General features: G+C 58.4%; 23 protein-coding genes and 3 pseudogenes. 18 read left to right on the top strand and 8 right to left on the bottom strand.

Translation table 11 applies throughout. The features are described 5' to 3' along the window. Window positions 1-6 precede the first annotated feature (6 nt). Together IVB32_RS20580 and IVB32_RS20575 are read right to left on the bottom strand one after the other, a co-directional pair. Entirely contained in the window at window positions 7-1,026 is a 1,020-nt protein-coding gene (locus tag IVB32_RS20580) for a fumarylacetoacetate hydrolase family protein (RefSeq protein ID WP_247411221.1), read from the bottom strand. Between the two features lie 39 nt (window positions 1,027-1,065). Then, window positions 1,066-2,031 (bottom strand): MBL fold metallo-hydrolase, encoded by a 966-nt coding sequence (locus IVB32_RS20575; RefSeq protein ID WP_247411218.1) that lies wholly within the window; start codon window positions 2,029-2,031, stop codon window positions 1,066-1,068. Between the two features lie 635 nt (window positions 2,032-2,666). Here IVB32_RS20575 and IVB32_RS20570 point away from each other — a divergent pair. The 9 genes from IVB32_RS20570 (at window position 2,667) to IVB32_RS20530 (ending at window position 12,189) form a co-directional block, all read left to right on the top strand. Continuing rightward, window positions 2,667-4,874, top strand: coding sequence for a PQQ-dependent dehydrogenase, methanol/ethanol family (locus IVB32_RS20570; protein ID WP_247411214.1), 2,208 nt, complete (start codon window positions 2,667-2,669; stop codon window positions 4,872-4,874). A 325-nt stretch (window positions 4,875-5,199) separates the two neighbouring features. Beyond that, the gene (locus IVB32_RS20565) at window positions 5,200-6,411 is read left to right on the top strand and encodes an ABC transporter substrate-binding protein (RefSeq protein ID WP_247411212.1); all 1,212 of its coding nucleotides are present in this window, start codon (window positions 5,200-5,202) and stop codon (window positions 6,409-6,411) included. Between the two features lie 21 nt (window positions 6,412-6,432). Further along, the gene (locus IVB32_RS20560; protein ID WP_247411210.1) at window positions 6,433-7,305 is read left to right on the top strand and encodes a branched-chain amino acid ABC transporter permease; all 873 of its coding nucleotides are present in this window, start codon (window positions 6,433-6,435) and stop codon (window positions 7,303-7,305) included. Next, entirely contained in the window at window positions 7,305-8,312 is a 1,008-nt protein-coding gene (locus IVB32_RS20555) for a branched-chain amino acid ABC transporter permease (protein ID WP_247411208.1), read from the top strand. The genes IVB32_RS20560 and IVB32_RS20555 overlap by 1 nt, the downstream gene beginning before the upstream one ends. Continuing rightward, window positions 8,309-9,058, top strand: a complete 750-nt coding sequence (locus tag IVB32_RS20550; RefSeq protein WP_247411206.1) for an ABC transporter ATP-binding protein — start codon at window positions 8,309-8,311, stop codon at window positions 9,056-9,058. The genes IVB32_RS20555 and IVB32_RS20550 overlap by 4 nt, the downstream gene beginning before the upstream one ends. Then, window positions 9,051-9,749, top strand: coding sequence for an ABC transporter ATP-binding protein (locus IVB32_RS20545; protein ID WP_247411204.1), 699 nt, complete (start codon window positions 9,051-9,053; stop codon window positions 9,747-9,749). Before IVB32_RS20550 ends, IVB32_RS20545 begins: the two co-directional genes overlap by 8 nt. A 67-nt stretch (window positions 9,750-9,816) precedes the next feature. Further along, window positions 9,817-10,677 carry an AraC family transcriptional regulator gene (locus IVB32_RS20540; RefSeq protein WP_247411200.1) on the top strand — a complete coding sequence of 287 codons (861 nt, stop codon included), beginning with the start codon at window positions 9,817-9,819 and terminating at the stop codon, window positions 10,675-10,677. Window positions 10,678-10,787: 110 nt separating this feature from the next. Then, a complete protein-coding gene (locus tag IVB32_RS20535) occupies window positions 10,788-11,159 on the top strand; it encodes a tautomerase family protein (RefSeq protein ID WP_247411197.1) in 372 nt (123 codons plus the stop codon). A gap of 91 nt (window positions 11,160-11,250) precedes the next feature. Then, entirely contained in the window at window positions 11,251-12,189 is a 939-nt protein-coding gene (locus IVB32_RS20530; protein WP_247411192.1) for a 3-keto-5-aminohexanoate cleavage protein, read from the top strand. Window positions 12,190-12,308: 119 nt separating this feature from the next. On the opposite strand, the pseudogene IVB32_RS20525 reads toward IVB32_RS20530, so the two are convergent. Beyond that, window positions 12,309-12,829: pseudogene (locus tag IVB32_RS20525) on the bottom strand (molybdopterin cofactor-binding domain-containing protein); the annotation flags it as partial. Further along, window positions 12,804-13,094: pseudogene (locus IVB32_RS20520) on the bottom strand (2Fe-2S iron-sulfur cluster-binding protein); the annotation flags it as partial. The pseudogenes IVB32_RS20520 and IVB32_RS20525, both read right to left, overlap by 26 nt. A 233-nt stretch (window positions 13,095-13,327) precedes the next feature. Here IVB32_RS20520 and IVB32_RS20515 point away from each other — a divergent pair. The 3 genes and pseudogenes from IVB32_RS20515 to IVB32_RS20505 all read left to right on the top strand — a co-directional run bounded on the left by IVB32_RS20515 (window position 13,328) and on the right by IVB32_RS20505 (window position 14,565). After that, window positions 13,328-13,735: a MarR family winged helix-turn-helix transcriptional regulator gene (locus tag IVB32_RS20515; protein WP_247411189.1), complete on the top strand. Its 408-nt coding sequence runs from the start codon at window positions 13,328-13,330 to the stop codon at window positions 13,733-13,735. A gap of 21 nt (window positions 13,736-13,756) precedes the next feature. After that, window positions 13,757-14,068, top strand: a pseudogene (locus IVB32_RS20510) (hypothetical protein); the annotation flags it as partial. After that, window positions 14,065-14,565 carry an AMP-binding protein gene (locus IVB32_RS20505; protein ID WP_247411184.1) on the top strand — a complete coding sequence of 167 codons (501 nt, stop codon included), beginning with the start codon at window positions 14,065-14,067 and terminating at the stop codon, window positions 14,563-14,565. The pseudogene IVB32_RS20510 and the gene IVB32_RS20505, both read left to right, overlap by 4 nt. 18 nt (window positions 14,566-14,583) lie before the next feature. Here the strand turns inward: IVB32_RS20505 and IVB32_RS20500 are convergent, their stop codons facing one another. Further along, entirely contained in the window at window positions 14,584-14,850 is a 267-nt protein-coding gene (locus IVB32_RS20500; RefSeq protein WP_247411182.1) for a membrane dipeptidase, read from the bottom strand. 162 nt (window positions 14,851-15,012) lie between these two features. Next, a complete protein-coding gene (locus tag IVB32_RS20495) occupies window positions 15,013-15,531 on the bottom strand; it encodes a helix-turn-helix domain-containing protein (RefSeq protein ID WP_247411181.1) in 519 nt (172 codons plus the stop codon). Window positions 15,532-15,769: 238 nt separating this feature from the next. On the opposite strand from IVB32_RS20495, the gene IVB32_RS20490 reads away from it, so the two are divergent. Next, window positions 15,770-16,402, top strand: coding sequence for a 2-hydroxychromene-2-carboxylate isomerase (locus IVB32_RS20490; protein ID WP_247411179.1), 633 nt, complete (start codon window positions 15,770-15,772; stop codon window positions 16,400-16,402). A gap of 98 nt (window positions 16,403-16,500) precedes the next feature. Continuing rightward, the gene (locus tag IVB32_RS20485) at window positions 16,501-17,700 is read left to right on the top strand and encodes a CoA transferase (protein WP_247411176.1); all 1,200 of its coding nucleotides are present in this window, start codon (window positions 16,501-16,503) and stop codon (window positions 17,698-17,700) included. Between the two features lie 35 nt (window positions 17,701-17,735). Here the strand turns inward: IVB32_RS20485 and IVB32_RS20480 are convergent, their stop codons facing one another. Together IVB32_RS20480 and IVB32_RS20475 are read right to left on the bottom strand one after the other, a co-directional pair. Beyond that, window positions 17,736-18,452, bottom strand: a complete 717-nt coding sequence (locus IVB32_RS20480; protein WP_247411173.1) for a glutathione S-transferase family protein — start codon at window positions 18,450-18,452, stop codon at window positions 17,736-17,738. Continuing rightward, window positions 18,415-19,152, bottom strand: coding sequence for an SDR family NAD(P)-dependent oxidoreductase (locus tag IVB32_RS20475; RefSeq protein WP_247411171.1), 738 nt, complete (start codon window positions 19,150-19,152; stop codon window positions 18,415-18,417). Before IVB32_RS20475 ends, IVB32_RS20480 begins: the two co-directional genes overlap by 38 nt. Window positions 19,153-19,388: 236 nt before the next feature. Here IVB32_RS20475 and IVB32_RS20470 point away from each other — a divergent pair, with 236 nt between their 5' ends. From IVB32_RS20470 to IVB32_RS20455, 4 genes are all read left to right on the top strand, one after another. Continuing rightward, complete coding sequence (locus tag IVB32_RS20470) at window positions 19,389-20,987, top strand: AMP-binding protein (RefSeq protein ID WP_247411169.1); 1,599 nt, start codon at window positions 19,389-19,391, stop codon at window positions 20,985-20,987. An 18-nt stretch (window positions 20,988-21,005) separates the two neighbouring features. Next, on the top strand, window positions 21,006-21,743 hold the full coding sequence (locus IVB32_RS20465) for an SDR family oxidoreductase (RefSeq protein ID WP_247411166.1): 738 nt from the start codon (window positions 21,006-21,008) through the stop codon (window positions 21,741-21,743). Between the two features lie 15 nt (window positions 21,744-21,758). Then, a complete protein-coding gene (locus IVB32_RS20460) occupies window positions 21,759-22,940 on the top strand; it encodes an acyl-CoA dehydrogenase family protein (protein ID WP_247411163.1) in 1,182 nt (393 codons plus the stop codon). 21 nt (window positions 22,941-22,961) lie between these two features. Continuing rightward, the coding region (locus IVB32_RS20455; RefSeq protein WP_247411160.1) for an acyl-CoA dehydrogenase family protein at window positions 22,962-23,210 on the top strand (249 nt) is incomplete at its 3' end.

Raw genomic sequence — 23,210 nt, 5'->3', positions numbered from 1 at the left:
GGATCGTCACGCGAGATCGAAAGTGAGCGTCCCGAGCCCTTGGATAGTGCTTTCGATCTTGTCGCCCGCCTTTAGCCAGACTTGCTTTTCCTTGGGGTAGCCTAGGATCACGCCTGACGGGGTGCCGGTGAAAATGATGTCGCCCGGCTCTAGAGCGAAGAGCTTTGAGGTGTAAGCGATGATCTTCTGCGGATTGAAGATAAACTTCGTCGTGCTGACCGACTGGCGGACCTGGCCGTTAACTCGTGTCTCGAGATTCACGTTGTTGGGATCGATCTGGTCGGCGGAAACGAAGTAGGGACCGATCGGAGCGAAGCCGTCCAGCGTCTTGCCGATCATCCACTGCCCGCCCTTCTCGAGCTGCAAATCCCTCGACGAGAAATCGTGGCCGACGGCGTAGCCAGCGACGTAGGATAGAGCATCATCGACCGAGACGTTCCTCGCCCGGCGCCCCATCACGATTACCAGCTCGGTTTCGTAGTCGAATTTGTAGGACACCTCGCGAGGCGGCAGCTTGATCGTTGTCTTGTGTGGGGCAAGCGTATTGTTGTACTTGTTGAAGAGGATGGGCTCGGCTGGCAGCTTCTCGCCAGATTCCTCCGCATGTTCACGGAAATTCAAGCCGACGCAGACGATCTTGCCGGGATTTGTGAAGAGACGGCCGAACTTGATTTGGGACTCTTCGCGGAAGCTGCTCTTCGCTTTCGGCAATTTCAGAGCGGCATCCACGAGAGCCTTCACTTCCGAGCTGCCGCCGCCCTTGAGAAGATCTTCGAGAGTGACGGGCGCCGAGAGGCCCAACGCTTTCGAAGCGGCGACGACGTCGAGTATTCCAGCCTGGGTTTTGACGCCCATGGTATCCCGCCCGTCATCTTGACGGATCGAGAGGATGGTGAGCTGGCGAGGTAGCTCGCCGCCTGAACCTTCGCGAGACTTCGCCTGTTGGGCGGCTTGCGCGCTGATGTTTGTGGTTGCAACGGCAGCGGCAGCGAGCCCGGCCTTCATCAGTGTACGTCGTGATTCCATTGCTTAATCTCCCTGACGAATGTTTTGAGTTGGTGGGGGCTATGGCGTCGATCGCTTGAGATCGTCGTAAACGGCGGCGACGAACCGGTCGGCGGTCGTCGCTTTCCCGCCGGGAAGAAGATCGAGTCCGCCATTGACCTTAGAGTCGTACGGCGCCGTCAATTTGGCGGAGAGGACATCCTGCTTGCTCTTTCCTGCGCGGACGGCGTCCAGAACCTTCTGCTTCACTTCGAGGACGATCTGTCGATAGAATTTCAGATCTTCACGGCTGACGATGTCGCCATGGCCCGGGAGCAACTTAGTGTCTGGGGCGGAGTTCGCCTCCAGGACCGTCAGCGCCTCGATCGTCCCGTCCACGGTGCCGCCTTCCTGAAGATCGATAAAGGGATATCCGTAGTTCCTGTAGAAATCGCCGACCATAATCACATTCGACTCGTCGAACTTGATCATTGTGTCGCCGTCAGTGTGGGCCTTCTTCAGAGGAATAAGCTGGACGGTCTCCTGGGCCATCCAAATCTTGACCGGAGGCCCGAAGCCGTAGGTGATCGTGGGGAGGCGCGCTGGATCCGTCGAAGAAACAGTGTCTTCGGGAGGCTGAGGCTTGATCATCGCTTCTCGCACTTCTTGCCGGGCAAGTATCGTCGTCCCGTGCTTCCCGAAGTTGACATTGCCCGACACGTGGTCGCGATGTTCATGCGTGTTGGCCAGATACTTGATCGGCTTGTCGCTTATCTTTCGGATCGCCTGGATGATTTTCTGATAGAGGCGTGGGTACGTTGCGTCGACCACGAATATCGCGTCGGGCCCGACATATACGCCGATGCGTCCGCCGGCGCCTTCTGGATGCAGAGGATCCATATTTTTAGAAGCTGTCAGGCTATAGAAGTGCGGAGCGACTTGGTCCGCATATATCTCGATGTTGTCGAAGTCCAGGTTCTGCGAGCTTGCTTGCCCGACGGAACCAAAGATCAGTGCTGACGCGTACACAATCAAAGATGTTTTCACTATGAGTCCTCCGTGCTTCGACAGGATCAATTCTTGGTTTGGCTGCGATTTGCGTCCGCCCGATTTCGTAGGTGCGCGCTGTTAAACTGCGAGAGATGTTGTGAATCCCCCTGCGTAAGCCTTATGTGGCGCGGTACGCGTGAGCGTTCTCGAATTGTAATAGTTGCATATGCCAGCTTTGTCGAATGGTCAATAGATGGCATATGCAACCAAATAAGGGCGGACGTTCCGTAGGCTGCAGTGTAGGCGTCAATACACAGTCTACTGCTTGATTCCGCCACTTGGCAGGGCGCCGGCCGTGAGAGCAAGCGTGGGCATCTGCATTTGCGTGACGCGAAATCGTAAGTTGGTCGCTTTTGCGAAAGCGTGACGGCTGACGCATCACTTAGGTTGTTGCTCGTTTCTCGAAATTTTAAGAGCCGGACACATCGTTCGAGACACGCGAGTGGGGCTCGGAGCCTTACCGGAGCCACTGGCGCGGCATCGTCAGCAGCGGCAAGCGCAGGGAGAAGCCGCCAGTCGCCCCGATCCTGAATAGTCATGGATGCTTCTAGACGGGTCCATGTCCCACGACGAATGCCGCAGCGGCTCAACGCTGCAACGCTTGGACCGAAGGTCACATACGGGAGAACATCATGGTCAGGCTACGACAAGTGACGCAACGCTCTCGTTTACTCAAATCCGCGATTTTGTGCGCATTCTTGGGATTCAGTTGCTTGCTTCCCTCGGGGGATCTGAGCGCACAAGCGGCATCCGAGCAGCCGGTTGGCGTGACGGTTCGGCCAGTCGACGCCGCGCGAATGTCGAACGCGGCTCAGGAACCCGGCAGTTGGCTGAATGTAGGCGGCACCTATGCCGAGACGCACTACAGCCCGTTGGATCAGGTCAACGCTTCGAACATACAACGCCTGAAGCTCGCATGGAGCGGCGAATTCGACACCAGTCGTGGGCAGGAAGCCACGCCGCTCATGATCGATGGAGTGCTATACACGAGCACCGCATGGTCGAAGGTCTATGCGTACGATGCTTCGTCGGGGCGGGAGATATGGCGCTTCGATCCGAAAGTCCCCGGAAAATCCGGCGTAAATGCATGCTGTGACGTCGTAAACCGCGGCGTGGCGGCTTGGAATGGGAAGATATACGTCGGCACTTTGGATGGGCGCCTAGTTGCTCTCGACTCAAAGACGGGACGTCAAGTTTGGTCCACGATGACAGTCGACGTCGACCGCCCATACACGATCACCGGCGCGCCGCGGGCCGTCAAGGGAAAGATACTAATAGGCAACGGAGGAGCGGAGCTGGGCGTCAGAGGCTACGTTTCGGCGTACGATTCGGAGACCGGAGAGCTGGCGTGGCGGTTCTACATTACGCCAAACCCGACCAACTCTCCTGACGGGGCTGCATCCGACGATGTTCTGAGAGAGAAAGCTTTTGGTACATGGGGGGATGGGATTTGGAAGAAGACCGGCGGCGGTGGAACAGCTTGGGACGCGATTGTCTATGATCAGGATTTTGATCAAGTCCTGATCGGAACCGGCAACGGATCACCGTGGAATCATCGCGTGCGATCCGGGCCCGGCATGGGAGATAATCTGTTTCTATCTTCGATAGTCGCCGTCGACCCCCAAACCGGACGATACAAATGGCACTATCAAGAGACACCCGCCGAAGAGTGGGATTTTACCGCGACGCAGCCGATCATTCTTTCCGAGCTGAGCATACACGGTCAGCCGCGCAAGGTTCTGATGCACGCGCCGAAGAATGGCTTCTTCTACGTCATTGATCGTCAGAACGGCAAATTGATCTCCGCCAGGAATTTCACCCCCGTGAATTGGGCGGCGGGGATCGATTTAAAGACGGGACGCCCGATCGAATATCCGGAGGCTCGCTACAGTACTAACGGAGGCGACTTCCTCGCGAAGCCCGCAGCCTACGGCTCCCACAATTGGCATCCTATGTCGTACAGCCCGAAGACGGGATTGGTCTACATTCCTGCCCAGGAGGCGCCGCTCGGCTACGCGGATCAGAAGGACTTCGTCTACAAGCCTGGACCGGGGTTCTGGAACATCGCGGACGGCTCCACTCAACCAGTAAATCTTGGTCCGTTGAACGAGACGCATCGTCAGGCGCTCAAAGCCATGACCCAAGGTGAACTCATTGCTTGGGATCCGGTCAAAGAACAGGAGGTGTGGCGCGTCCAACACCCGTCCATTGGCGCGGGCGGCGTATTGTCGACCGGCGGCGGCCTAGTCTTCCAGGGCACGCCTGATGGCTTATTTCACGCCTATCTTGCCGACACAGGCAAGGAAGTCTGGAGCTTCGACGGTAACATCGGGATCATTGCCGGAGCGATGAGCTATGCGGTTGGGAGCGAGCAGTACATCGCGATCGTGACGGGCTTCGGCGGAGCCGGAGGCTTGCACGTACCCTACATCGATGTTGCCAAGTCCGGAACGGGTAGGGTGCTGGTCTTCAAACTAGACGGATCGGCCACGCTGCCGCCCGCGAAGCTCTATGAGAAAGCAGAAGCGTTAGTTCCGACGGATAGCTGGCCGGCGGATGTAGTCGCGAAAGGCGCAGCTCTGTATGGCAACTGCCTTTTCTGTCACGGGTTCTCCGCCATCTCAAACGGGGTGGTGCCGGATCTCCGTCGTTCACGGATGGTGAACAGTAAGGACGGATGGAAGGCGGTCGTAATCGACGGCGCTTTGGAAGCCAAGGGCATGATCAGCTTCGCCGACCGGCTTTCGGAGGCGGATGCCGAGGCGATCCGGGCCTACATAGCAGATCGGGCGAAGCAGCTTGCCTCCGACGAGGCGGTGCGCAAGCGAGCTTCGCAGTAACAAGCGAGTCCCCACGACAGAGGCGGGTTCCTCGTAACGGGTGGGACCCGATCCTCAAGCGCGGCGCCTCAGAACACAAAAACGCATGGCCCGTGGGCCGTGCGTTTTCAACGTGCACGGCCATCTCAGCCGGTGATCTCCCGCAAGATTGCATTGATGCCGGCCAGCCGCCGTGTCGGCAAGCAGAGACGGCGATCGTGGCGCTTTTTCGAACCTATGACGCTTCGTCGAAAGCCCCGCATGGGCGGCTCAATTAGGCTGACCTCAAACGATAAACGCGTCCGCGTCCATTGCCGGGACTCAGACGAACTCGGAGGAGAACGCAATGGCGAACCGGAAGAACGATCTGACTCGTCGTTCCCTCATGATAGCGACGCTTGCGAGCGCGATCATGCCGACGATCGCCATGGCCCAATCCAGGCCGCCGATCAAGATCGGTCTCATACTACCCTTTAAGGGGATTTGGGCGCCAATCGCCGAATCGATGGATCGCGGTTACAAGATGGCCCTCGACGAAGTCGGAAATCAGGTCGGAGGCAGGCCGATCGAGATCATTCGAGCCGATGACGAGCTGAATCCGAGCGTCGGCGTGCAGCGTTTCAATAAGTTGGTTCAATCGGACCAAGTCGACATTGTAGCGGGTGTCATCGGTTCGAACGTCGCCATCGCCTTATCGGAACTCGCCGACCGTGCGAAGAAACCGACCGTTTTTGTCGGCGCGTTCGCGGACGAGGTTACGGGCAAATATTGCAGTCCCTACGTCGCCCGCACTTCCTTCAGTGCCAACGGGCTGCAGTACAATGCGGGAAAATACTTCGCGACTCACGGAATCAAAACCGTCGTCACGATGGGCGCCGACTACGCGGCGGGGCATTCTTGGCTTGACGCATTCAAGCGCGGGTTCGAAGAGGCGGGCGGGAAGGTCGTTCAGGAAGTCTGGACCCCCTTTCAGAAGACGAAGGATTGGGGCCCTGCTCTAACCCAAGCCAGCAACTCGGGCGCACAGATAATCTATTCCATCTACGCGGGCAGCGAAGCTGCCCAGGTGGTCAAGCAGCATGCAGAATTCGGCCTACGCGATAAGCTCCCGCTGATCGGCGATCAGTGGCTATTCGATGAAGCGCTCTGGCCGGCGATGGGAGATCTTGTCTTCGGCGGCAAATTCATCGCGTCGTATTTCCCGGGCTACGATTCTCCCGACAACAAGAAATTTGTCGCGGAGTTCGTGAAGAACTTCGGCAAGGAACCTGACGTGAATGCTGCGCTCGGGTACGACAACGCAAAGGCTATCCTGGCGGCTTTGGAGCGCCTGGGAGGTGCGATGCCTGTCGATGGCGCTCAGTTCATATCGACACTCCGCAGCGTCGAGTTTCAGAGCGGGCGCGGACTGATCCGTTTCAACAAGCAGAATAGCGCTCTTCTCGAACAGGAGTTCGTGATCGAAATCGTGAAAGGTCCTGACGGCAAGCCCACTCGGAAGCTGCTGGATACGTTCGCGGGTGCCGATGATCTCCACACTTGTACGAAGTCGTTCTGACACATTCGCATAGAGAGCTCTATGTTCGCCCTTCAGCTATTGAACAGCTTGCAACTGAGTATGTTGGTGTTCATCCTTTCGGTTGGGCTGACCTTGATCTTCGGCCTAATGAACATTCTCAATCTCGCTCACGGTGCATTCTTTACACTCGGGGCGTATGCTGGCTTCATGGTGGCAAACGCGACCGGCTCCTTCTGGGCCGCGCTTGTCATCGGGCCCATCCTGCCATTCGTTCTTGGCGTCGCATTGCAGGCTTCCGTTCTTCAACCGCTCGCCGAGCGTGGGCGGTCAACTCATCTTGACCTTGCGTTGCTGACTTTCGGTTTTCTGTTCGCTACCGCGGGCGCGGTCGAATACGTGTTCGGAACGAACTTCTTCACCATCGAGGCGCCGCCTGTCCTGACGGGACGCGTTCATTTGTTCAGCCTCTACTATCCGACCTATCGACTATTCGTGATCGTGTTGGGGCTTGGTATCGCCTTGGCTCTCTACCTTCTAATCGAGCGGACTCTTGTCGGTGCGATCTTGAGGGCCGGAGTGGACAATGGGGAGATGGTGGCCTCTCTCGGGATCAACATCAACGCTCTCTTTGCGGTCATCTTTGGTCTTGGCTCCGCCCTGGCGGGCGTGGCAGGCGTGATTGCCGCACCGACGACAAGCATCTACTCGCAAATGGGAATCGCAATTGCCATTCAATGCTTCGTAGTCGTGGTGGTCGGCGGCCTTGGCAATCTGAAAGGATCATTCATCGGATCTTTGATTGTTGGAACCACGGATACGATGACTCAGGCCTACTTTCCGGAAGCGGAACTGTTCGCGATCTATGCGTTGCTCATCGCCGTCATGATTGTGAAGCCGCAAGGGTTGTTCGCTGGGAAGGCGAGGATGGCGTGATGACCGAAGCCGTATCACCCGGCCGCCAGGGCGCCGCCCGATTCGCGCTCGCACGATCGACTGGAGCGAGCAATGCTGTCATCTCTTTGTTTCTGATCCTAAGCGCGATCGGGATCGCCATTTCGCCAGTATGGCTCGGCGGGTACGCATTGACGACTGCTACAGAGATACTGATTGCAGCACTTTTTGGCCTCGGGTTGCACCTGCTGGTCGGCTATTGCGGAATGGTATCGCTTGGACATGCCATGTTCTTTGGTCTGGGAGGATATGGGCTCGCGATAGGGACGATGATTCTCCACGTGCCGCTATGGATATCCTCGTTGATCACGTTGCTGCTGGTCGGCGTCGCAGGGCTAGTAGTTGGAGCGATCTGCACGCGAACGCGGGGGGTGCAATTCCTGCTGATCACTTTGGCCTTTTCGCAGATGGTGTATGGCGCTGCGGTGAAATTGCCGCTAACGAATCGTTCGGACGGTCTAACGGGCGTGCCAAGGCCGGACTTGTCGTTTCTGGGATTAGGCAGCGACAATCCCGCGGTGTTCTACGCCTATGCTCTCATCGTCTTTCTTGTCGCCATGGTTCTGGTTTGGCAGATAGTCCGCTCGCCGTTCGGAACGGTACTGATCGGAATTCGCGAGAACGAACAGCGGGCCCTCGCTATGGGCTACAACGTCCGTCGCTACAAGATCGCGGCCTTCGCTCTATCTGGCGTGCTGACGGCCATCGCTGGAATTCTTCAGGCAGAATACACTTATTTCATCAGCCCCGACGCCATGACTTGGCAGTTCAGCGGCGAGGGCGTCTTGATGGTCATCATCGGGGGCGTCGGATACATGTTTGGCCCGCTCGCGGGAGCCGCAGCTTTCGTGCTCGTGAAGCAACAACTCAGCAATCTGACCGCCGAATATATACTTTTCTTCGGCATTTTCTTCATGGTCGTGGTCGCCGTCTTTCGAGGGGGCATTTTAGGCGCTGTCAACTCTCTTCGGGAGAGGTTTCTTACATGATGTCGCTCGAGCTTCACTCGATCTCAAAGAAGTTCGGCGATTTCACCGTCATTCGCGAACTGAATTTATCGATCCCGGCGGGGCAGCGACATGCGATCATAGGTCCTAACGGTGCGGGGAAGACTACGCTCTTCAATCTCATCACCGGGTGGGACGTTCCGACATCTGGTAGCATATTGATCAACGGAAAGGCGCCGTCGGCTCAGCGTCCCGACAAGATCACGCGTAGCGGGTTGGCCCGCTCCTTTCAAAAGAACACGCTATTCGAAAACCTCACCGTATTCGAGAACCTTCGGATCGCCGCGCAGGCATTCCATTCATCGCGATGGTCCATCCTGAGATCGCCCCGATGCCACCCGGACGTCATTCAATGTGCCGAAGCGGCCGGGCTGCAGATGAAGCTCGGCGACGTCTTCGGAAGGTCCGTCAAGGCGCTTTCCTACGGTCGCAAGCGGCAGCTCGAAGTCGCCCTTGCATTATGCGCGAAGCCGACAATCTTGCTCATGGACGAGCCCGCCGCAGGAACATCTCCAGCGGAACGGACATACCTGATCGACCTTCTGCAGGGACTCCCTTCGTCTCTTACCATGGTGCTGGTCGAGCACGACATGGACGTTGTGTTTGCTGTCTCTGAGATCGTAACCGTGCTCAGCTATGGCAAAGTCTTGGCGACGGGGAGCCCGGCGGCGGTGAAGAACGATCCGAGCGTGATCGCGGCTTACCTTGGAGGGCGCGGTCATGCTTGAACTCGTCGACGTGAATACCTATTACGGCGATAGCCACATCTTGCAGGGCGTAAATCTGTCGGTGGCGAAAGGGCAGTGCGTTGCGCTGCTAGGGCGCAACGGGGCAGGCAAGACAACGACGCTGAGGTCCATAATGGGCTTGACCAGGTTGAGGTCGGGCGAAATCCGCTTCCATGGGCGAAGTATCGCGGCGCGCCGCACCCACCAAATTGCCAAGGCCGGTATTGCGTTTGTGCCGGAGGACCGCGGTATATTTCCAACCGTGACGGTCGATGAACACTTGCGCATGGCTCTGTTCGGAGCCCGGAAGCGAGGTTTTTGGACGCTTGAGTATGCTTACGAGTTGTTTCCCAAGCTTGTCGAACGGAAGCAAAGCCTTGGCGGGCAGCTTTCGGGTGGCGAGCAGCAGATGCTGGCCGTCGCGCGGGCTCTTTTGACTAATCCCGATCTGCTGGTCCTGGATGAACCTAGCGAGGGGCTGGCTCCGATCATCGTCGAGCGGCTTGAAGATGCTCTCGTCACGGTCAAAAGAGCGGGAATACCTATACTACTGGTCGAGCAAAACTACCATCTGGCGCTCCGGATTGCCGATCAAGCCCATGTCCTTAGCCAAGGCCGCGTTCGATATTCGGGTTCAGCGACCGAACTAGCCGCCGATGAACGAATCAAATCGACCTATCTGAGCATTTAGCGGGCATTGATTTCGTCTCCTGGATCGCTGATCATCTCGGGATAATAAGCGAGATAGGGAGGCCGCCTTGGCGCGCCAGAATTCCGCCCATGGATACGTCCGAGAAGTCGGCGGAGAAGTGGTTTCGTCGGTGATCGCGAAGACATCGATAGGGCGAATTGAACTATACCAGCGTCAATGCCAACCGCGTCTGGAGTGGCACTTCTGCCAGCCTGAGCTAACGCTCTTTTGGCATCGCGAAGGATTCAACCGAATGCGCGGTCGGCTAGACGGCGCCTCTATCGACTGCCGTTTTCGCGGTCAGTCGACCCTGTCGATCATTCCGCCGGAATCCGAGATCCGGGTTGAATTCGACGACATGCAGAAAGTTTGCGATTACGCGGTAATCTTCTTCGATCCCGATAAGCTGGGTATAGCGCCGTTCGAGGTCGACAAGGCGCGTCTGACATTCGCGAACGAAATCTTATGCTCGGTGCTGGGAGAGTTGTTCCGTCAATCGGAGTATCCTGATGATCTATTCCAGCTCTTTGCCGAAGGCGTCGCGCTTCAGGCACTTGCATCCGTCGGTCGGTCGATCAAGGATGCCTGCGGTGGAGGAGCAGGACTGTCGCCCAGGCGGCTGCGGGCGCTGGAGGAATTCATTCGCTTGAATCTCATGCAGCCGCTCACGATCGACGAATTGGCCGATGTCGCAGGCATCAGCAAGAGGCATTTCCAGCGTGTCTTTCGACAAAGCGTCGGGGTGACGCCATATCATTTTCTCCTGACGATGCGCATCGAGGAGGCCAAGCGAAGACTCGCGCGTCCGGCCGAAACTATCACCGACATCGCCTTCAATAGCGGTTTCAGTCACACGCAGCACTTCTCGGCCTACTTCCGAAAGATGACCGGCTTCTCGCCAAGCGAATATCGCAAGCGCTTGGCGTAGTCCGGTCGTGACCGGAAGCAATTTTCGGCGCTAATCTTTAAGTATGGCCTTTCTGCGCAAGCCTTGCCGAGGCCCTTTGATACGTTGGGGGCCGTCAAGGAGTGCCCTCAATGCCACAGATTGTTTGCAACACCCGCGCGGGAATGGATACGGAGATCAAAGCGATGATTGCCGCCCGCATTACCGACGTCGTTCACAACACAATCAAGTCACCTCGCAACGTGATCAGTGTTATCTTCAACGACTTGGCGGCCGAGAGCAGCTACGTCGGCGGCAAGCCTGGTCATGACACGGTGATACTTTGCACTATCCGACTCGGTCGGACAGATGGTGCCAAGCAGGCGCTGTCGAAAGGCGTCAGCGATGTTTGGCACGAGTGCACGGGCCAGGACGAGGAGCACATCGAGGTAGCGGTGCAAGAACTGCAAGCGAAGTACGTCGTTCGCGGCGGCAAGCAAATGCCGGAGCCGCCGTTCGCCTGAGCTCCGCGATCAAGCCGAGATCCGCCGTCCCGCAAGTCGGAGATAATAGCACTCTCGTGGGGCTGTCGTTCGCGTTTTCGAAGGAGGTGTAATGGCAGCTCAGCAGTCCAAGGTAATCATAACCTGCGCCATTACGGGTAGTATTCATACGCCGTCGATGACGCCGTATCTGCCGATCACGCCGGCGCAAATCGCTTCGAGTGCGATCGAGGCGGCCAAGGCGGGCGCGGCCATCTTGCATCTCCATGCACGAGAACCAGCTAACGGCCGTCCATCCGCGGATGTGGCCTTGTTCCGGGAGTTTCTTCCCGAAATCAAAGCTAAGTGCGATGCGATTATTAATATCACAACCGGCGGCGCGCCCACGATGACGGTGCAGGAGCGCCTGGAAGGACCGCGCTCTCTATCGCCGGAGATGGCCTCGCTCAACTTAGGTAGCATGAATTTCGGCCTCTTCCCGATCGCGGAGAAACGGCAAGAGTTCAAGTACCATTGGGAGAAGAGCTATCTGGCCGGAACGAAGGCTGGCATCTTCAAAAACACTTTCGAAGACATCGAGACGATCATCAAGACGCTCGGTGAGGGGCACGGTACGCGCTTCGAATACGAATGCTACGATATCGGCCATCTCTACACGTTGGCGCATTTCGTCGATAAGGGTTTGGCGAAGCCGCCTCTTTTCGTGCAGAGCATTTTCGGTATTCTGGGTGGCATTGGCGCCGACCTTGAGAATTTGCTCGCCGCCAGACAAATTGCCGAAAAGCTTTTCGGGAACGACTACCGATGGTCAGTGCTCGCGGCCGGAAAGAACCAAATGTCGTTCTCGACCGTGTCGGCAATTGCGGGCGGCAACGTTCGGGTAGGTCTGGAAGACAGCGTATATCTCGGCAAAGGACAATTGGCCCAAAGCAATGCCGAACAAGTGACCAAGATCGCCCGAATTCTACGAGACTTGGGTCTCGAGTTGGCTTCGCCGGATGAGGCGCGCGCGATGCTTCATACCAAGGGTGCCAATCAGGTCGCCTTTTAGAAGCCCATCCTCGGCGCCTTCGGCGGTGAGACCGCCGGAGCCGCCTATATTACGAAGAGCGCCTCAGAGTCATCATCGTGCCTAACTATGCCGTCGATGAAGGCGATCATGGCTTGGACGGCGAACGACATCGACTTCTTGGGCTTCGCGTGGCTGATGACGGAATCCCGCACAACCATCTCCGTTGCCCGAGCGCCCATTGCAACCGCAGCTGCTCGGCCAGAGCTATGCGGCCGGCGGCATCTGCGCGGATCATCGCGTCGAAAATCATCATGGTGACCAGTTTCCGCCGGTGATCTGCGCGTTCAGCACAGCGTCGTTGAACTTTGGATCGTTCGAGGCGAGCGGCACCCGCATATCCTTCCAGCTCGTGCCGAGCTCCTCGGCCATAATCTGGCCCATGGTGGAAGCGATGTACATGCTCCATGTCGGCCTTGCCGTAAGTCACGGTTACGAGACCGTCGGGCGAGATCGAATACCAGACGATGGGCTCGAAATTCGTCGGAACGGCGGACGCTTGGTCGATGCCGGGCACCCCGGCGTAGCCGAGAACGAGGCCTGTAACAGTCGTGCCCACGAGGAAGGAGCGACGGTTGAGATCGGTCGACTCGGATTTACAGGTCTTGACGTGCTGGTTCATGTGGCATCGGCTCGTGGCCGGCCACGGACGCGGAGCGCTTCTCGGACGCAGCCCGCATGATCGCCTTCTGGATACGGGAATAGGTCATGCAGCGGCAAAGATTGCCGATTATGTGTGCGACCACTTCTTCCTTGGTGGGATTTGGCTTCTTCGCGAGCAGAGACGTTGCTTGCATGATCTGACCGGATTGGCAGTAGCCCCATTGCGGAACCCGCTCAGCGATCCAATCCTTCTGCAAGGGATGGTCGCCCTTGGAGAAAAGTCCAGGGCAAGCAACATTCGACGGGACAACGATGCGTTTCACTACTGCAAGCAGCGGATTTGGAATCGTTCGAAGGAAATAAAGGTGCCTGTCACGCGCAGCTTTTCATTGCGTGAAAGTGGCATATGCCGATATGTTGACTGGAGGATGCCTGACGCAGAACCGCAAAGAGCATGAAAAACGCTGCTCCACTACCCGAGCCGAGCCCCTGCAACAGTACGGCCCTGCGAAAGGCCATGCGGCGTGTCTCTCAGCTCTACGACTCGGCGCTTGCGCCGAGCGGCCTGCGCTCCACGCAGCGTTCGATCATGTATCACATCGAAATTGGAGAGAATCCGACGATGGGGGCCTTGGCTGAGGCCCTCGTTATGGACAGGTCGGCCCTTGCGCACAATCTGAAACCTCTCCTTCGGGAAGGGCTTGTTGCCGTCACAGTTGATCCCAATGATCGTCGAAGCAAACGAGCCGAGCTGACGAAGCGCGGGACCGCGAGACTCGAGCAGTCCAAGGCGCTTTGGGACATCGCGCAGCGCAAGTTCGAAAAGGTCTTCGGAGTGAGGAAGGCCGCCGAATTGCGCCAGACGCTTGCCATCATTGCGTCCTCGGAGTTCGAATCCGAGTTCATTCGTTCGTCGATCAAGTAGCGGGGCCCCTTTGATGCCGGACACATTTACAGGGTGATGGCGAAGCACAAGGTCACGAACCTCGCCGCGTCGCCGTACTGGTATCGGGCGATGCGAGCCTCGGACAAACTACGGACAACACCCGGCGAACTTCGCCTCCGGGTGGCTTCCAGCCTCGGCGAATTGTTGCCCGACGAACTGATCCATTGGGCAGCGGAACGTCTCGGTGTGCGGCTGCATGACCATTGCGGCCAAGCCGAAACGGGGGTGTTCGTATCCAACCATCAGGCCGTGACCCTTCAGTTTCGTCGGCCGCCGGGGCGATCGGACATCAGGTCGCGGGTTTCAAGGTGATCATTCTCGGCACGGGCGGCCGCGAATGCCCGACGGGCGAAGGAGGCGAGATTGCCATCGATACGGAAAAGTCGCCGCTTCACTGGTTTGACCGATATTACAACGAGCCCGAGGGCACGACGGTGCGTTATCGGTTCGGCCGTCGCTACTACCTCACGGGCGACCTCGGTCGAATGGACGCCGACGGCAATGTCTTCTATCTGGGAGCGAAAGAAAACGCGATCAGCAGTAACGGCTATATGATCGTGCCGAGCCAGATCGAGGCCGCGCTGACCTCTCACCCCGCAGTGGCGGCGGCGGCAGCCATTGGAAAGCCCGATCGATTGCGAGGCGAAGTCATCAAGGCGTTCGTTGTGCTGAAGTCGGAGTTCATATCCTCGTCCGACGTTGCAGAAGAGATTGCGCAATACGTGAGAGGCCACCTGCCGCCATACTCGCTACCGCCAGAGATCGAGTTCGTGGCGAAGTTGCCCCCGACATCAGAAGGCAAACTTTAACGCCACCGCTTAGCTGACCTAGGCGGCGCTGCGCGTGACCTTTCCGAACAGGCGGACATAATTGCCGTCGGCGATCTTGGAGATTTCGTCCGGCTGGAAACCTTGCGTCAGCATCTCCTGTGCGACCGAATACAGAAAGCCGTTCTTTTCATCCGGCCATATGTTGTTGGTGCCAGGAACGGGCCCGCCACCAGGAAGTGCTAACGATGTATCGGTTCCGATCCCGACATGATCGACGCCCACCACATCGACCATCTGCTTGATACCGGTGACATAGTCTTTCACCGTCGGGAAGATGCGCCAACTCCCCATGATGCCGCCAGCAGACGCCAGTCCAGCAAAGCTGATTGTCGACCGCGCTCGCCTCGCCTGGAGAAGTTCTCCTGCGTGGCGGCAATCACACGTCGATCGCGCATGGCTGTTAAGTGCTCCCCTTGAGGGGCGCCGTCACGCCGCTTGCCTGCGGCGGGCCTTCGGCTTCAGCCTTTTTTCGAGAGAGACCTTCTCCGGAGTCGGGCGCGCGCCCGGACCGGGATGGACATGAACTTCCTTGGCAGAAAGCGGCTCGCCGCACTCCGAGCACACCATCACTGGATCGAACATCTTGCCGCACTTGCGGTGTTCATGCAGGAGGGGGCGTCCGCGTACGTCGACCATGTGTGTGTCGCCCCAATGGACGATCGCCATCATGATTGGATAAAGATCGAGACCCTTCTGCGTCAAGATATACTCGTGGCGTTTGGGTGCTTCCTGATATGGAATGCGGCGCAAGACGCCTTGGCGAACCAGCTTTTTCAGCCGTTCGGCGAGCAAATGGCGGGTGATTCCAAGCGCTGACTGAAAGCCCTCGAAGCGGCGCGTGCGCAGGAAGCATTCGCGGAGGATCAGAAGCGTCCAACGGTCACCAATGACACCGATGGTGCGAGCCATTGAGCACGGCTCTTCCTCAAGTTCATCCCATTTCATTCCTGCTCTCCGATCGTCCGGCGCCTGATCCGCCCGAATCGTCCAGGGAACCGCAGCCTGATCTACCATTCTAGATAGGTACTCAATTTCAAACAATACCCCCGCGATCGGTTCAGATCAGCAGAATTCAGCATATGTTTGACAGTTCAATTTTAGAACTGTATGAACAAGCAAGAGCCAGAAATTGGCCGGAAGATCACCAGCCTGACGATCATTGCGCCCTGCGGGAGGAGCCGACATGCCCCTGAAAGTTGAATTCCTGTTCGATTTCGGTAGCCCGAACGCTTACCTGGCGGAACTGGTCCTTCCGGGAATCGAACGGCGCACCGGCGTGAAATTCGAATATGTCCCGGTCCTGCTCGGCGGCATCTTCAAGGCGACGGGCAACATGTCGCCGTTCGACTCGCTTCGCGGAATCAAGAACAAGCCGGAATATCAGGCGCTCGAGACCGAACGATTTATCCGGCGCTACAACATCACGAAGTTCCGTCAGAATACCTTCTTTCCGGTCAATACGCTGATGCTGATGCGTGGCGCCGTCGCCGCCCAGTTCGAAGGCGTATTCGAACCCTATTTCCGCGCGGCCTACCATCATATGTGGGAAGAGCCCAAGAAGATGGATGACCTCGAAACCTTCCGCAGCGCATTCATTGCCTCAGGTATCGATATCGACCGGTTGATCGCGCGCGCGCAGCAGGATGACGTCAAGAAGGGGCTGATCGATCGGACGACCGACGCGGTCAACCGCGGAGCGTTCGGCTCGCCGACATTCTTCGTTGGAAACGAAATGTTTTTCGGCAAGGACCAGCTCCGTGACGTCGAGGCGTCGATCGTCGAGCAGACCAGTCAGCCCGTTTCGAAAACGGCCTAACGTTGGGAATTGAGGCCCGCTGAGCCGGGCCGATGTCCGGGTCTGCATGACGAAAGCTCAGTCGGCCCGCACCAAAACTAAACTCAGGGAGAGTGTCCATGCCTGGCCCACTTAACGGTGTTCGCGTCCTCGATCTGACAGGCGTGGTGTCGGGTCCCTTCGCGACCATGTTTCTGGCGGATCAGGGCGCCGACGTTCTGAAGATCGAGCCGATAGGCGGCGATATTACCCGGCGCAGCCGTGCCACCATCGACAAGGATGGCGAGTTCTCCGCGCTCTTCATCTCTTCAAACCGCGGTAAACGCTCATTGTCGATTGACGTCAAAAGCGCGGCCGGTCGTGAGGTTTTGGCCAAGCTGGTCGCGCAGGCGGATGTCCTGGTGCAGAATTTCCGGCCCGGCACAATGGAGCGCCTCGGTCTCGGCGTCGATGATTTGCGGCAACGCCATCCGCGCTTGATCTATGTCTCGATCAGTGGTGTCGGCGACACCGGACCGTATGTGAAAAAGCGCGTCTACGACCCGATCATTCAGGGCCTGTCGGGTTTTGCCGATATTCAGTCGCAGCCGGTCACGAACCGTCCGCAAATGATCCGGACCATCGTGTGTGACAAGACCACGGCAGTGTTCACCGCGCAGGCGGTGGCAGCGGCGCTTTATGCTCGCGAGAAGACAGGGCAGGGCGATCATATTCAGGTCGCAATGCTGGATGCGATGATTTCATACCTGTGGCCGGAAGGTATGATGCAGTACACAGTCGTGGGAGCCGAGGCCAGCGCCGCCGATCCCAATGATCGGCCGGATCTCGTATTCAAGACCAGCGACGGCTACATTACGGCCGGTACCATCTCCGATTCCGAGTGGCAGGGGTTTTGCCGGGCCTCCGGCGATCCCGAGCTCGCCAAGGATCCTCGGTTTGCGACACCATCGGCACGCTCGGTTAACGCCACGGCCCGCATCAACAAGATGGCGGAGTATATCGGCCAGCACACCACTGCCGAATGGCTGGAGCGCTTGGACGCCGCTGACGTCCCTTGTGCGCCGATCCTGCGGAGAGGCGAAATCATTCACAACGAACAAGTGATCGCGCGCGATATCATCGCGGAGTTCGATCAGCCGAAGGTCGGGCGGGTACGGCAGCCGAAGCCGGCGGCCCGTTTTGAAATCAATGAGGCGGCGATCGGCGGGCCTGCTCCCCGGGTCGGCGAGCACTCGCGCGAGGTGTTGCGGGAACTGGGTTACGACGATCGCGACATCGACAAGATGGTCGCGGAGCGCAGCGTGCGCGTAGCGGTCTAGTCCCGAAGCCTTCTCGCACCAGTGGCGGACGGTTTCTAGACTTTCGCGGGCGCCGGCGTGATCGGTGCCAGAGGGACATTCGCTGCGACCGCTCGCTGATAGGCCTCCCGTTCCTTGATGCGTTCGAGGTAGGGCTGCGCGTTGTCGCAAATACCGACGCCATAGGCGATGGCCCACTCAAGGCACGTCGTGAGCAGGATGTCGGCGCTCGTAAACCGGTCGCCCATCAGGAATTGTCGGTCGTCTGCGAGCGCGGCCTCCACATGGTGCAACTGTTGGCGAAAATACGCACCGGCTTGGGTAACGACCTCCGGCGCAATACCGTAGATCGGACCGAGCCCGTCGGCCCGATGGCGGCGCATCACGTAAAGGCTGGTTGAATCCAGCTCCGCGACGATAAAGAAACACCACTCCAGCCACGCGGCATATTGGCGGGGGGCTTCCGGAATCAGCGAGCGTTCCGCCGTGGAGTACGTTCGCGACAGGTAGGCGACGATCGCGGCGCTCTCGCCGATGCAGAAATCGCCGTCCTGGAGCAGCGGAATCTTCTGGCGCGGATTGAGTTTGGTGTATTCGGCGGTCTTGGTCTCGCCCGTTCGCGGTCCGATCCGCTTTGTCTCGTAGACCAAGCCCAGTTCGTGCATGGCCCAATGCGGGCGAATGGTGCGGCTCGTCCCAACGCCCCACAAGGTCAGGTTTGGTGTCGCGTCCATGTTACCACTTCTCCACCGAGGGACGGAGATCGAGCTCATGGGTCCAGCCATCCCTGCTTTGCTGATGGGTGAACCAATAGGCGTCAGCAATGGAAGAGGTCTTGGTCAGGCTATCTGCGGGGATTTCACTTGCCTCGATCCCTTTTGCCGCTTTCATGCGCTGATGAATGGCTTCGCTATCCACGCCTGCATCGATCAGCAGATGCACGACATGAATATTCTTCGGACCCAGCTCGCGCGCCATCGCCTGAGCCACTGCGCGAAGGCCGAATTTCGCTGACGAAAATGCAGCAAACCCAGGGCCGCCGCGCACACTGGCCGTCGCGCCCGTAAAGAAGATGGTGCCGTGTCCGCGCGGAAGCATGACGCGCGCAGCCTCTCGTCCGACGAGGAAGCCGCCGTAGCAGGCCAGTTCCCAGGCCTTGAAGAACAGCTTCTCCGTGGTCTCCAGCAGAGGCTTGTTGACGTTCGAGCCGGCATTGTAGAGGCAGACCTCCATGGGCCCGAGCTCTTTCTCGATCCGGCCGAATATGCCTTGGACCTCCGCTTCCTGACGGGCATCGACGCTGAACGCGTGTACGTTATGTCCCTCAGCCCTTAGTTCGCCCACAAGCCCCTGGGACTTCGACGCATCACGCCTGCAGATGCAAACCGTATAGCCACCCCTGGCAAAACGCCGCGCGACGGCCGCGCCGATGGCGTCGCCCGCACCCACTAGTATCGCTACGCCGCGGCTCATTCCGTTTCTCCCAATAAGTTCTTATTTGATACTTTAATCGTAACGGCTGAGTGAAGCGTTGTAAACGACCGTTTTCAACAACTGGCGGCAAAGAATACGGAAGAATGATTGCCAGTTTGGGTCCCGCGAAACAGAAATGATGAATTAGCAATTGACGAGTTCTAAAAAAGAACGTTATGTTTGCGCCGAATGTGCCGCGTTGCAAAAGTAGGCATGCATTGGTCGGGAGGTGAGTCGTGGCAAAGCTTTCAGAGGCGATCAATCTCGACGAGATTGCTGTCGGCTTGCCAAACCGCATCCATGAAGTAACACTCGCCAAGGCTCCCGACCGGATTGCGTTGGTCGAAGATGGAGATTCCTGGAGCTACCGCGATCTGGATCGGCGCGTCAGCGAGATCGCCGCCGTCCTCTCGTCGCTGGGGATCAGGCCCGGCGACCGGATGGTTATTGTCAGCGAAAACTGCATTGCGCTCGCTGCTTTGCTGCTGGCGACGAGCAGGCTTGACGCCTGGGCGATCGTCACCAATCCGCGGTTGTCCGCACGCGAGCTGGATCAGATCCGCGACCACAGCGGCGCCCGCCGGATGTTTTTCACCTCAGGGATTTCGAAGGAGGCTGCGGCCCACGCGTCGCGCTATGGCGCAGAGAGCCGGCAGATAGGGCCGCTGCCCGCGATCAGCGTTGGCCCGCTCAACGAAAACGCAACCGTTGAGCCGGTGGAGGCCGATTCCGCAAAACAGGTCGCGGTGCTGATCTACACTTCGGGAACGACGGGGACCCCGAAGGGCGTGATGCTCTCGCATGACAGTCTTCTGATCAGTGCAAAGAGCACTGCGTATTTCCGCAGGATGAACGAAGACGACAAGATCTATCTCGTATTGCCGATCTCCCATATCGTCGGCATCTCGCTCCTGATCATGACGCTGATGGTCGGCGGCACGGTGCGGATGGTCAGCAAATACGATCCGGCCGAGACTGCCAGGGCGATCGCGGAGGAGGGCGTTACCATCCTCAACGGCGTACCCGCTACCTATCAACGCCTGCTTGAATACAAGAGCATAGCAGGTGTGGAGCAGCTCGCCCGAGGCTCGTTGCGCTTGATCGCCGTCGCCGGCGCTCCTCTCGATCTAAGTCTGAAATCGCGCGTGGAGGACGAATTCGGCCTACCGCTCCTCAACGGCTATGGGATCACTGAATGCTCGCCGGGAATATCCGGCGTGCGTTTCGATGCGCCGCGGTCGGACCAGGCGGTTGGCACGCTGCTGCCGGGAGTAGAGGCGCGGGTCAGAACACTCGATGGCAGCCCGACGGCAAGAGGAGAAGTCGGGGAGCTGCATGTCCGGGGGCGCAACGTGATGCTTGGGTACTATCGCGCCCCCGAGCTTACCGCCAAGGTGATAGACAGCATGGGCTGGTTCAATACCGGTGATCTGGCGCGCTTCGACGGCGACGTGCTCTACATTGTCGGCCGCACCAAGGAAATGATCATCCGTTCGGGCTTCAACGTCTACCCTGCCGAGGTCGAATCGGTCCTCAGTTCACACAAGGACGTCGTGCAGTCTGCCGTGGTGGGGCGTGCCGCAGATGGCAATGAGGAGATTGTTGCCTTTGTGCAATTGCTGCCGGGGTCTCGCACCACGCCGAAGGATCTGATGAGCTTCATCCGGCTTCAGCTCACCTCATATAAGCGGCCGTCCGAAATCGTCATCCTTGATGCCTTGCCGGCTACCTCAACCGGCAAGATACTCAAGCACAAGCTCGCGGAGTCCTTGCGTGGCGAAGGTGGCGAAACGCCTTCGGCGCAGACGCCCGAATTCCGTAGACAAAATATCTAACCTGACGGGAGAACAGCCGTGCAAAAGAGAAACGCGACCGTGGCCGTGATCGGCGCCGGAGACTACATCGGCGGCGAAATCGCCAAGAAATTTGCCTCGGAAGGTTTTACGGTGTTTGCCGGGCGTCGCAACGGCGCCAAGCTCGAGCCTTTGGTCAAGGAAATCGAGAAAGCCGGCGGCGAGATTCACGCGCGCTCGCTTGATGCACGCAAGGAAGAGGAGATCATCTCCTTCCTTGGCGACGCGGACAAGCACGCTCCGCTGGAGGTCTGCATCTTCAACATCGGGGCCAATGTCAACTTCCCGATTCTGGATACGACCGAACGCGTGTTCCGCAAGGTTTGGGAAATGGCGTGCTATTCCGGCTTTCTTGCCGGCCGCGAAGCTGCGCGGCTGATGCTTCCCCGCGGCAAAGGCAATATCTTCTTCACCGGCGCGACCGCGAGTCTTCGCGGTGGGACGGGATATGCGGCCTTCGCCAGCGCGAAGTTCGGCCTGCGGGCTGTTGCACAGGCGGCTGCGCGCGAATTGGGTCCAAAGAACATTCACGTGGCGCATCTCATCATCGATTCCGGTGTCGATACGGAATGGGTGCGTCAGCGGCGGATCGAGGCGCTCGGTCCCAACGCGCTTGATGATCCCGATCTGCTGATGCCGCCGTCCTCGGTCGCGGAATCCTATTGGTTGCTCTATCAGCAGCCCAAGAGCGCCTGGACCTTTGAGTTGGAGATCCGTCCCTTCGGCGAGAAGTGGTAGCGGGAGCCCCTCACGATGGAACTCAAGCTTTCCGGCGAAGACGTCGCGTTCCGTGACGAGGTGCGCGCTTTCATCGCCGATAACTATCCGGCTGAAATGCGCGTTCCCAATCCGGAAACCGACCTTTCCAAGGAGCAAATGCTGCTCTGGCACCGCATCCTCCACAAGAAGGGATGGATTGCTCCGCTATGGCCCAAGGAGTATGGCGGGCCGGGCTGGTCGATTACGCAGCGCTTCATCTTCGAGCAAGAGACATCCCGTGCCGGGACACTGCCGCCACTCGCGTTCAGCGTGACCATGGTCGGCCCGGTCATCTACAACTTCGGCAACGACGCGCAGAAAAAGAAGTATCTCCCGCGAATCCTCTCCGGCGAGGATTGGTGGTGCCAGGGCTATTCGGAGCCGGGCTCGGGCTCCGACCTTGCTTCCGTTCGGACCAAGGCGGTGCGTGATGGCGATCACTACATCGTCAACGGCCACAAGACCTGGACGACACTGGCCCAGCACGCCGACTGGATGTTCTGCCTGGTGCGGACCGATCCGTCGGCCAAGGCACAGGCCGGCATCTCTTTCCTGCTGATCGACATGAAATCGCCTGGCGTCACGGTGCGGCCCATCATCACCATCGACGGATCGCACGAGGTCAACGACGTCTTCCTCGAGGACGTCTGCGTCCCCGCCGAGAATTTGATCGGCGAGGAAAACAAGGGATGGACTTACGCAAAATTCCTGCTGGGCAATGAGCGTACCAGCATGGCCGGGATCGGCAGATCGACGCGTTATCTGGAGCGCCTCAAGCACATTGTGAGAACCGAAGTCGGCGAGGACGACCCGACGTTCGGGGAGTTCGTCAGGGAGATCGCGCGCGTCGAGCTCGACGTGCTCGCGCTGGAGGCGACGGAACTGCGCATCGTTGCGCAGATGTCGCGCGGCATCGACCCGGGACCGGCCGCATCGCTGTTCAAGATCAGGGGCACCGAGATATTCCAGCGCATCACCGACCTGACACATCAGGCGATGGGTAACTACGGTCTGGCCATACGCGAGCACCCGGTATCTGCCAACCGCTTCATGCCGGGACCGGAGTACGGTCACACGGCGACGGAAAAATACCTGAACTCCCGCAAACTCAGCATTTACGGGGGATCGAACGAGATCCAGCGCAACATCATCGCGAAAGCAGTTCTTGGTCTCTGACCGCATCGCACGAGGCATCCGATGGATATTCAGTTGACCGAAGAACAGGAATTGCTCCGTTCCAGCATTCAACGGTTTCTGCGCGAGCAATACGATTTTGATGAGCGCCGCAAGATTGTCGCCACCGATGAAGGCTGGAGCCGCAGGCACTGGAAATCCTTCGCCGAACTCGGGCTCTGTGCGGCGCCATTCCTTGAGAGCTCCGGCGGTCTTGGTGGCGGCTCGCTTGCGACGATGATCGTAATGCAGGAATTCGGCCGCAATCTCGTC

The organism is Bradyrhizobium sp. 23, assembly GCF_023073295.1.
Taxonomy (GTDB): domain Bacteria; phylum Pseudomonadota; class Alphaproteobacteria; order Rhizobiales; family Xanthobacteraceae; genus Bradyrhizobium; species Bradyrhizobium canariense_D.
Note: the sequence above shows the minus strand (reverse complement) of the source record. Positions and strands in the feature narration are given on the sequence as shown.

Coding starts and splice junctions, on each gene's coding strand:
- IVB32_RS20580 (WP_247411221.1), bottom strand. CDS start 1,026: ATGGAATCACGACGTACACTGATGAAGGCCGGGCTCGCTGCCGCTGCC.
- IVB32_RS20570 (WP_247411214.1), top strand. CDS start 2,667: ATGGTCAGGCTACGACAAGTGACGCAACGCTCTCGTTTACTCAAATCC.
- IVB32_RS20565 (WP_247411212.1), top strand. CDS start 5,200: ATGGCGAACCGGAAGAACGATCTGACTCGTCGTTCCCTCATGATAGCG.
- IVB32_RS20560 (WP_247411210.1), top strand. CDS start 6,433: ATGTTCGCCCTTCAGCTATTGAACAGCTTGCAACTGAGTATGTTGGTG.
- IVB32_RS20555 (WP_247411208.1), top strand. CDS start 7,305: ATGACCGAAGCCGTATCACCCGGCCGCCAGGGCGCCGCCCGATTCGCG.
- IVB32_RS20550 (WP_247411206.1), top strand. CDS start 8,309: ATGATGTCGCTCGAGCTTCACTCGATCTCAAAGAAGTTCGGCGATTTC.
- IVB32_RS20545 (WP_247411204.1), top strand. CDS start 9,051: ATGCTTGAACTCGTCGACGTGAATACCTATTACGGCGATAGCCACATC.
- IVB32_RS20535 (WP_247411197.1), top strand. CDS start 10,788: ATGCCACAGATTGTTTGCAACACCCGCGCGGGAATGGATACGGAGATC.
- IVB32_RS20530 (WP_247411192.1), top strand. CDS start 11,251: ATGGCAGCTCAGCAGTCCAAGGTAATCATAACCTGCGCCATTACGGGT.
- IVB32_RS20515 (WP_247411189.1), top strand. CDS start 13,328: ATGCGGCGTGTCTCTCAGCTCTACGACTCGGCGCTTGCGCCGAGCGGC.
- IVB32_RS20495 (WP_247411181.1), bottom strand. CDS start 15,531: ATGAAATGGGATGAACTTGAGGAAGAGCCGTGCTCAATGGCTCGCACC.
- IVB32_RS20490 (WP_247411179.1), top strand. CDS start 15,770: ATGCCCCTGAAAGTTGAATTCCTGTTCGATTTCGGTAGCCCGAACGCT.
- IVB32_RS20485 (WP_247411176.1), top strand. CDS start 16,501: ATGCCTGGCCCACTTAACGGTGTTCGCGTCCTCGATCTGACAGGCGTG.
- IVB32_RS20480 (WP_247411173.1), bottom strand. CDS start 18,452: ATGAGCTCGATCTCCGTCCCTCGGTGGAGAAGTGGTAACATGGACGCG.
- IVB32_RS20475 (WP_247411171.1), bottom strand. CDS start 19,152: ATGAGCCGCGGCGTAGCGATACTAGTGGGTGCGGGCGACGCCATCGGC.
- IVB32_RS20460 (WP_247411163.1), top strand. CDS start 21,759: ATGGAACTCAAGCTTTCCGGCGAAGACGTCGCGTTCCGTGACGAGGTG.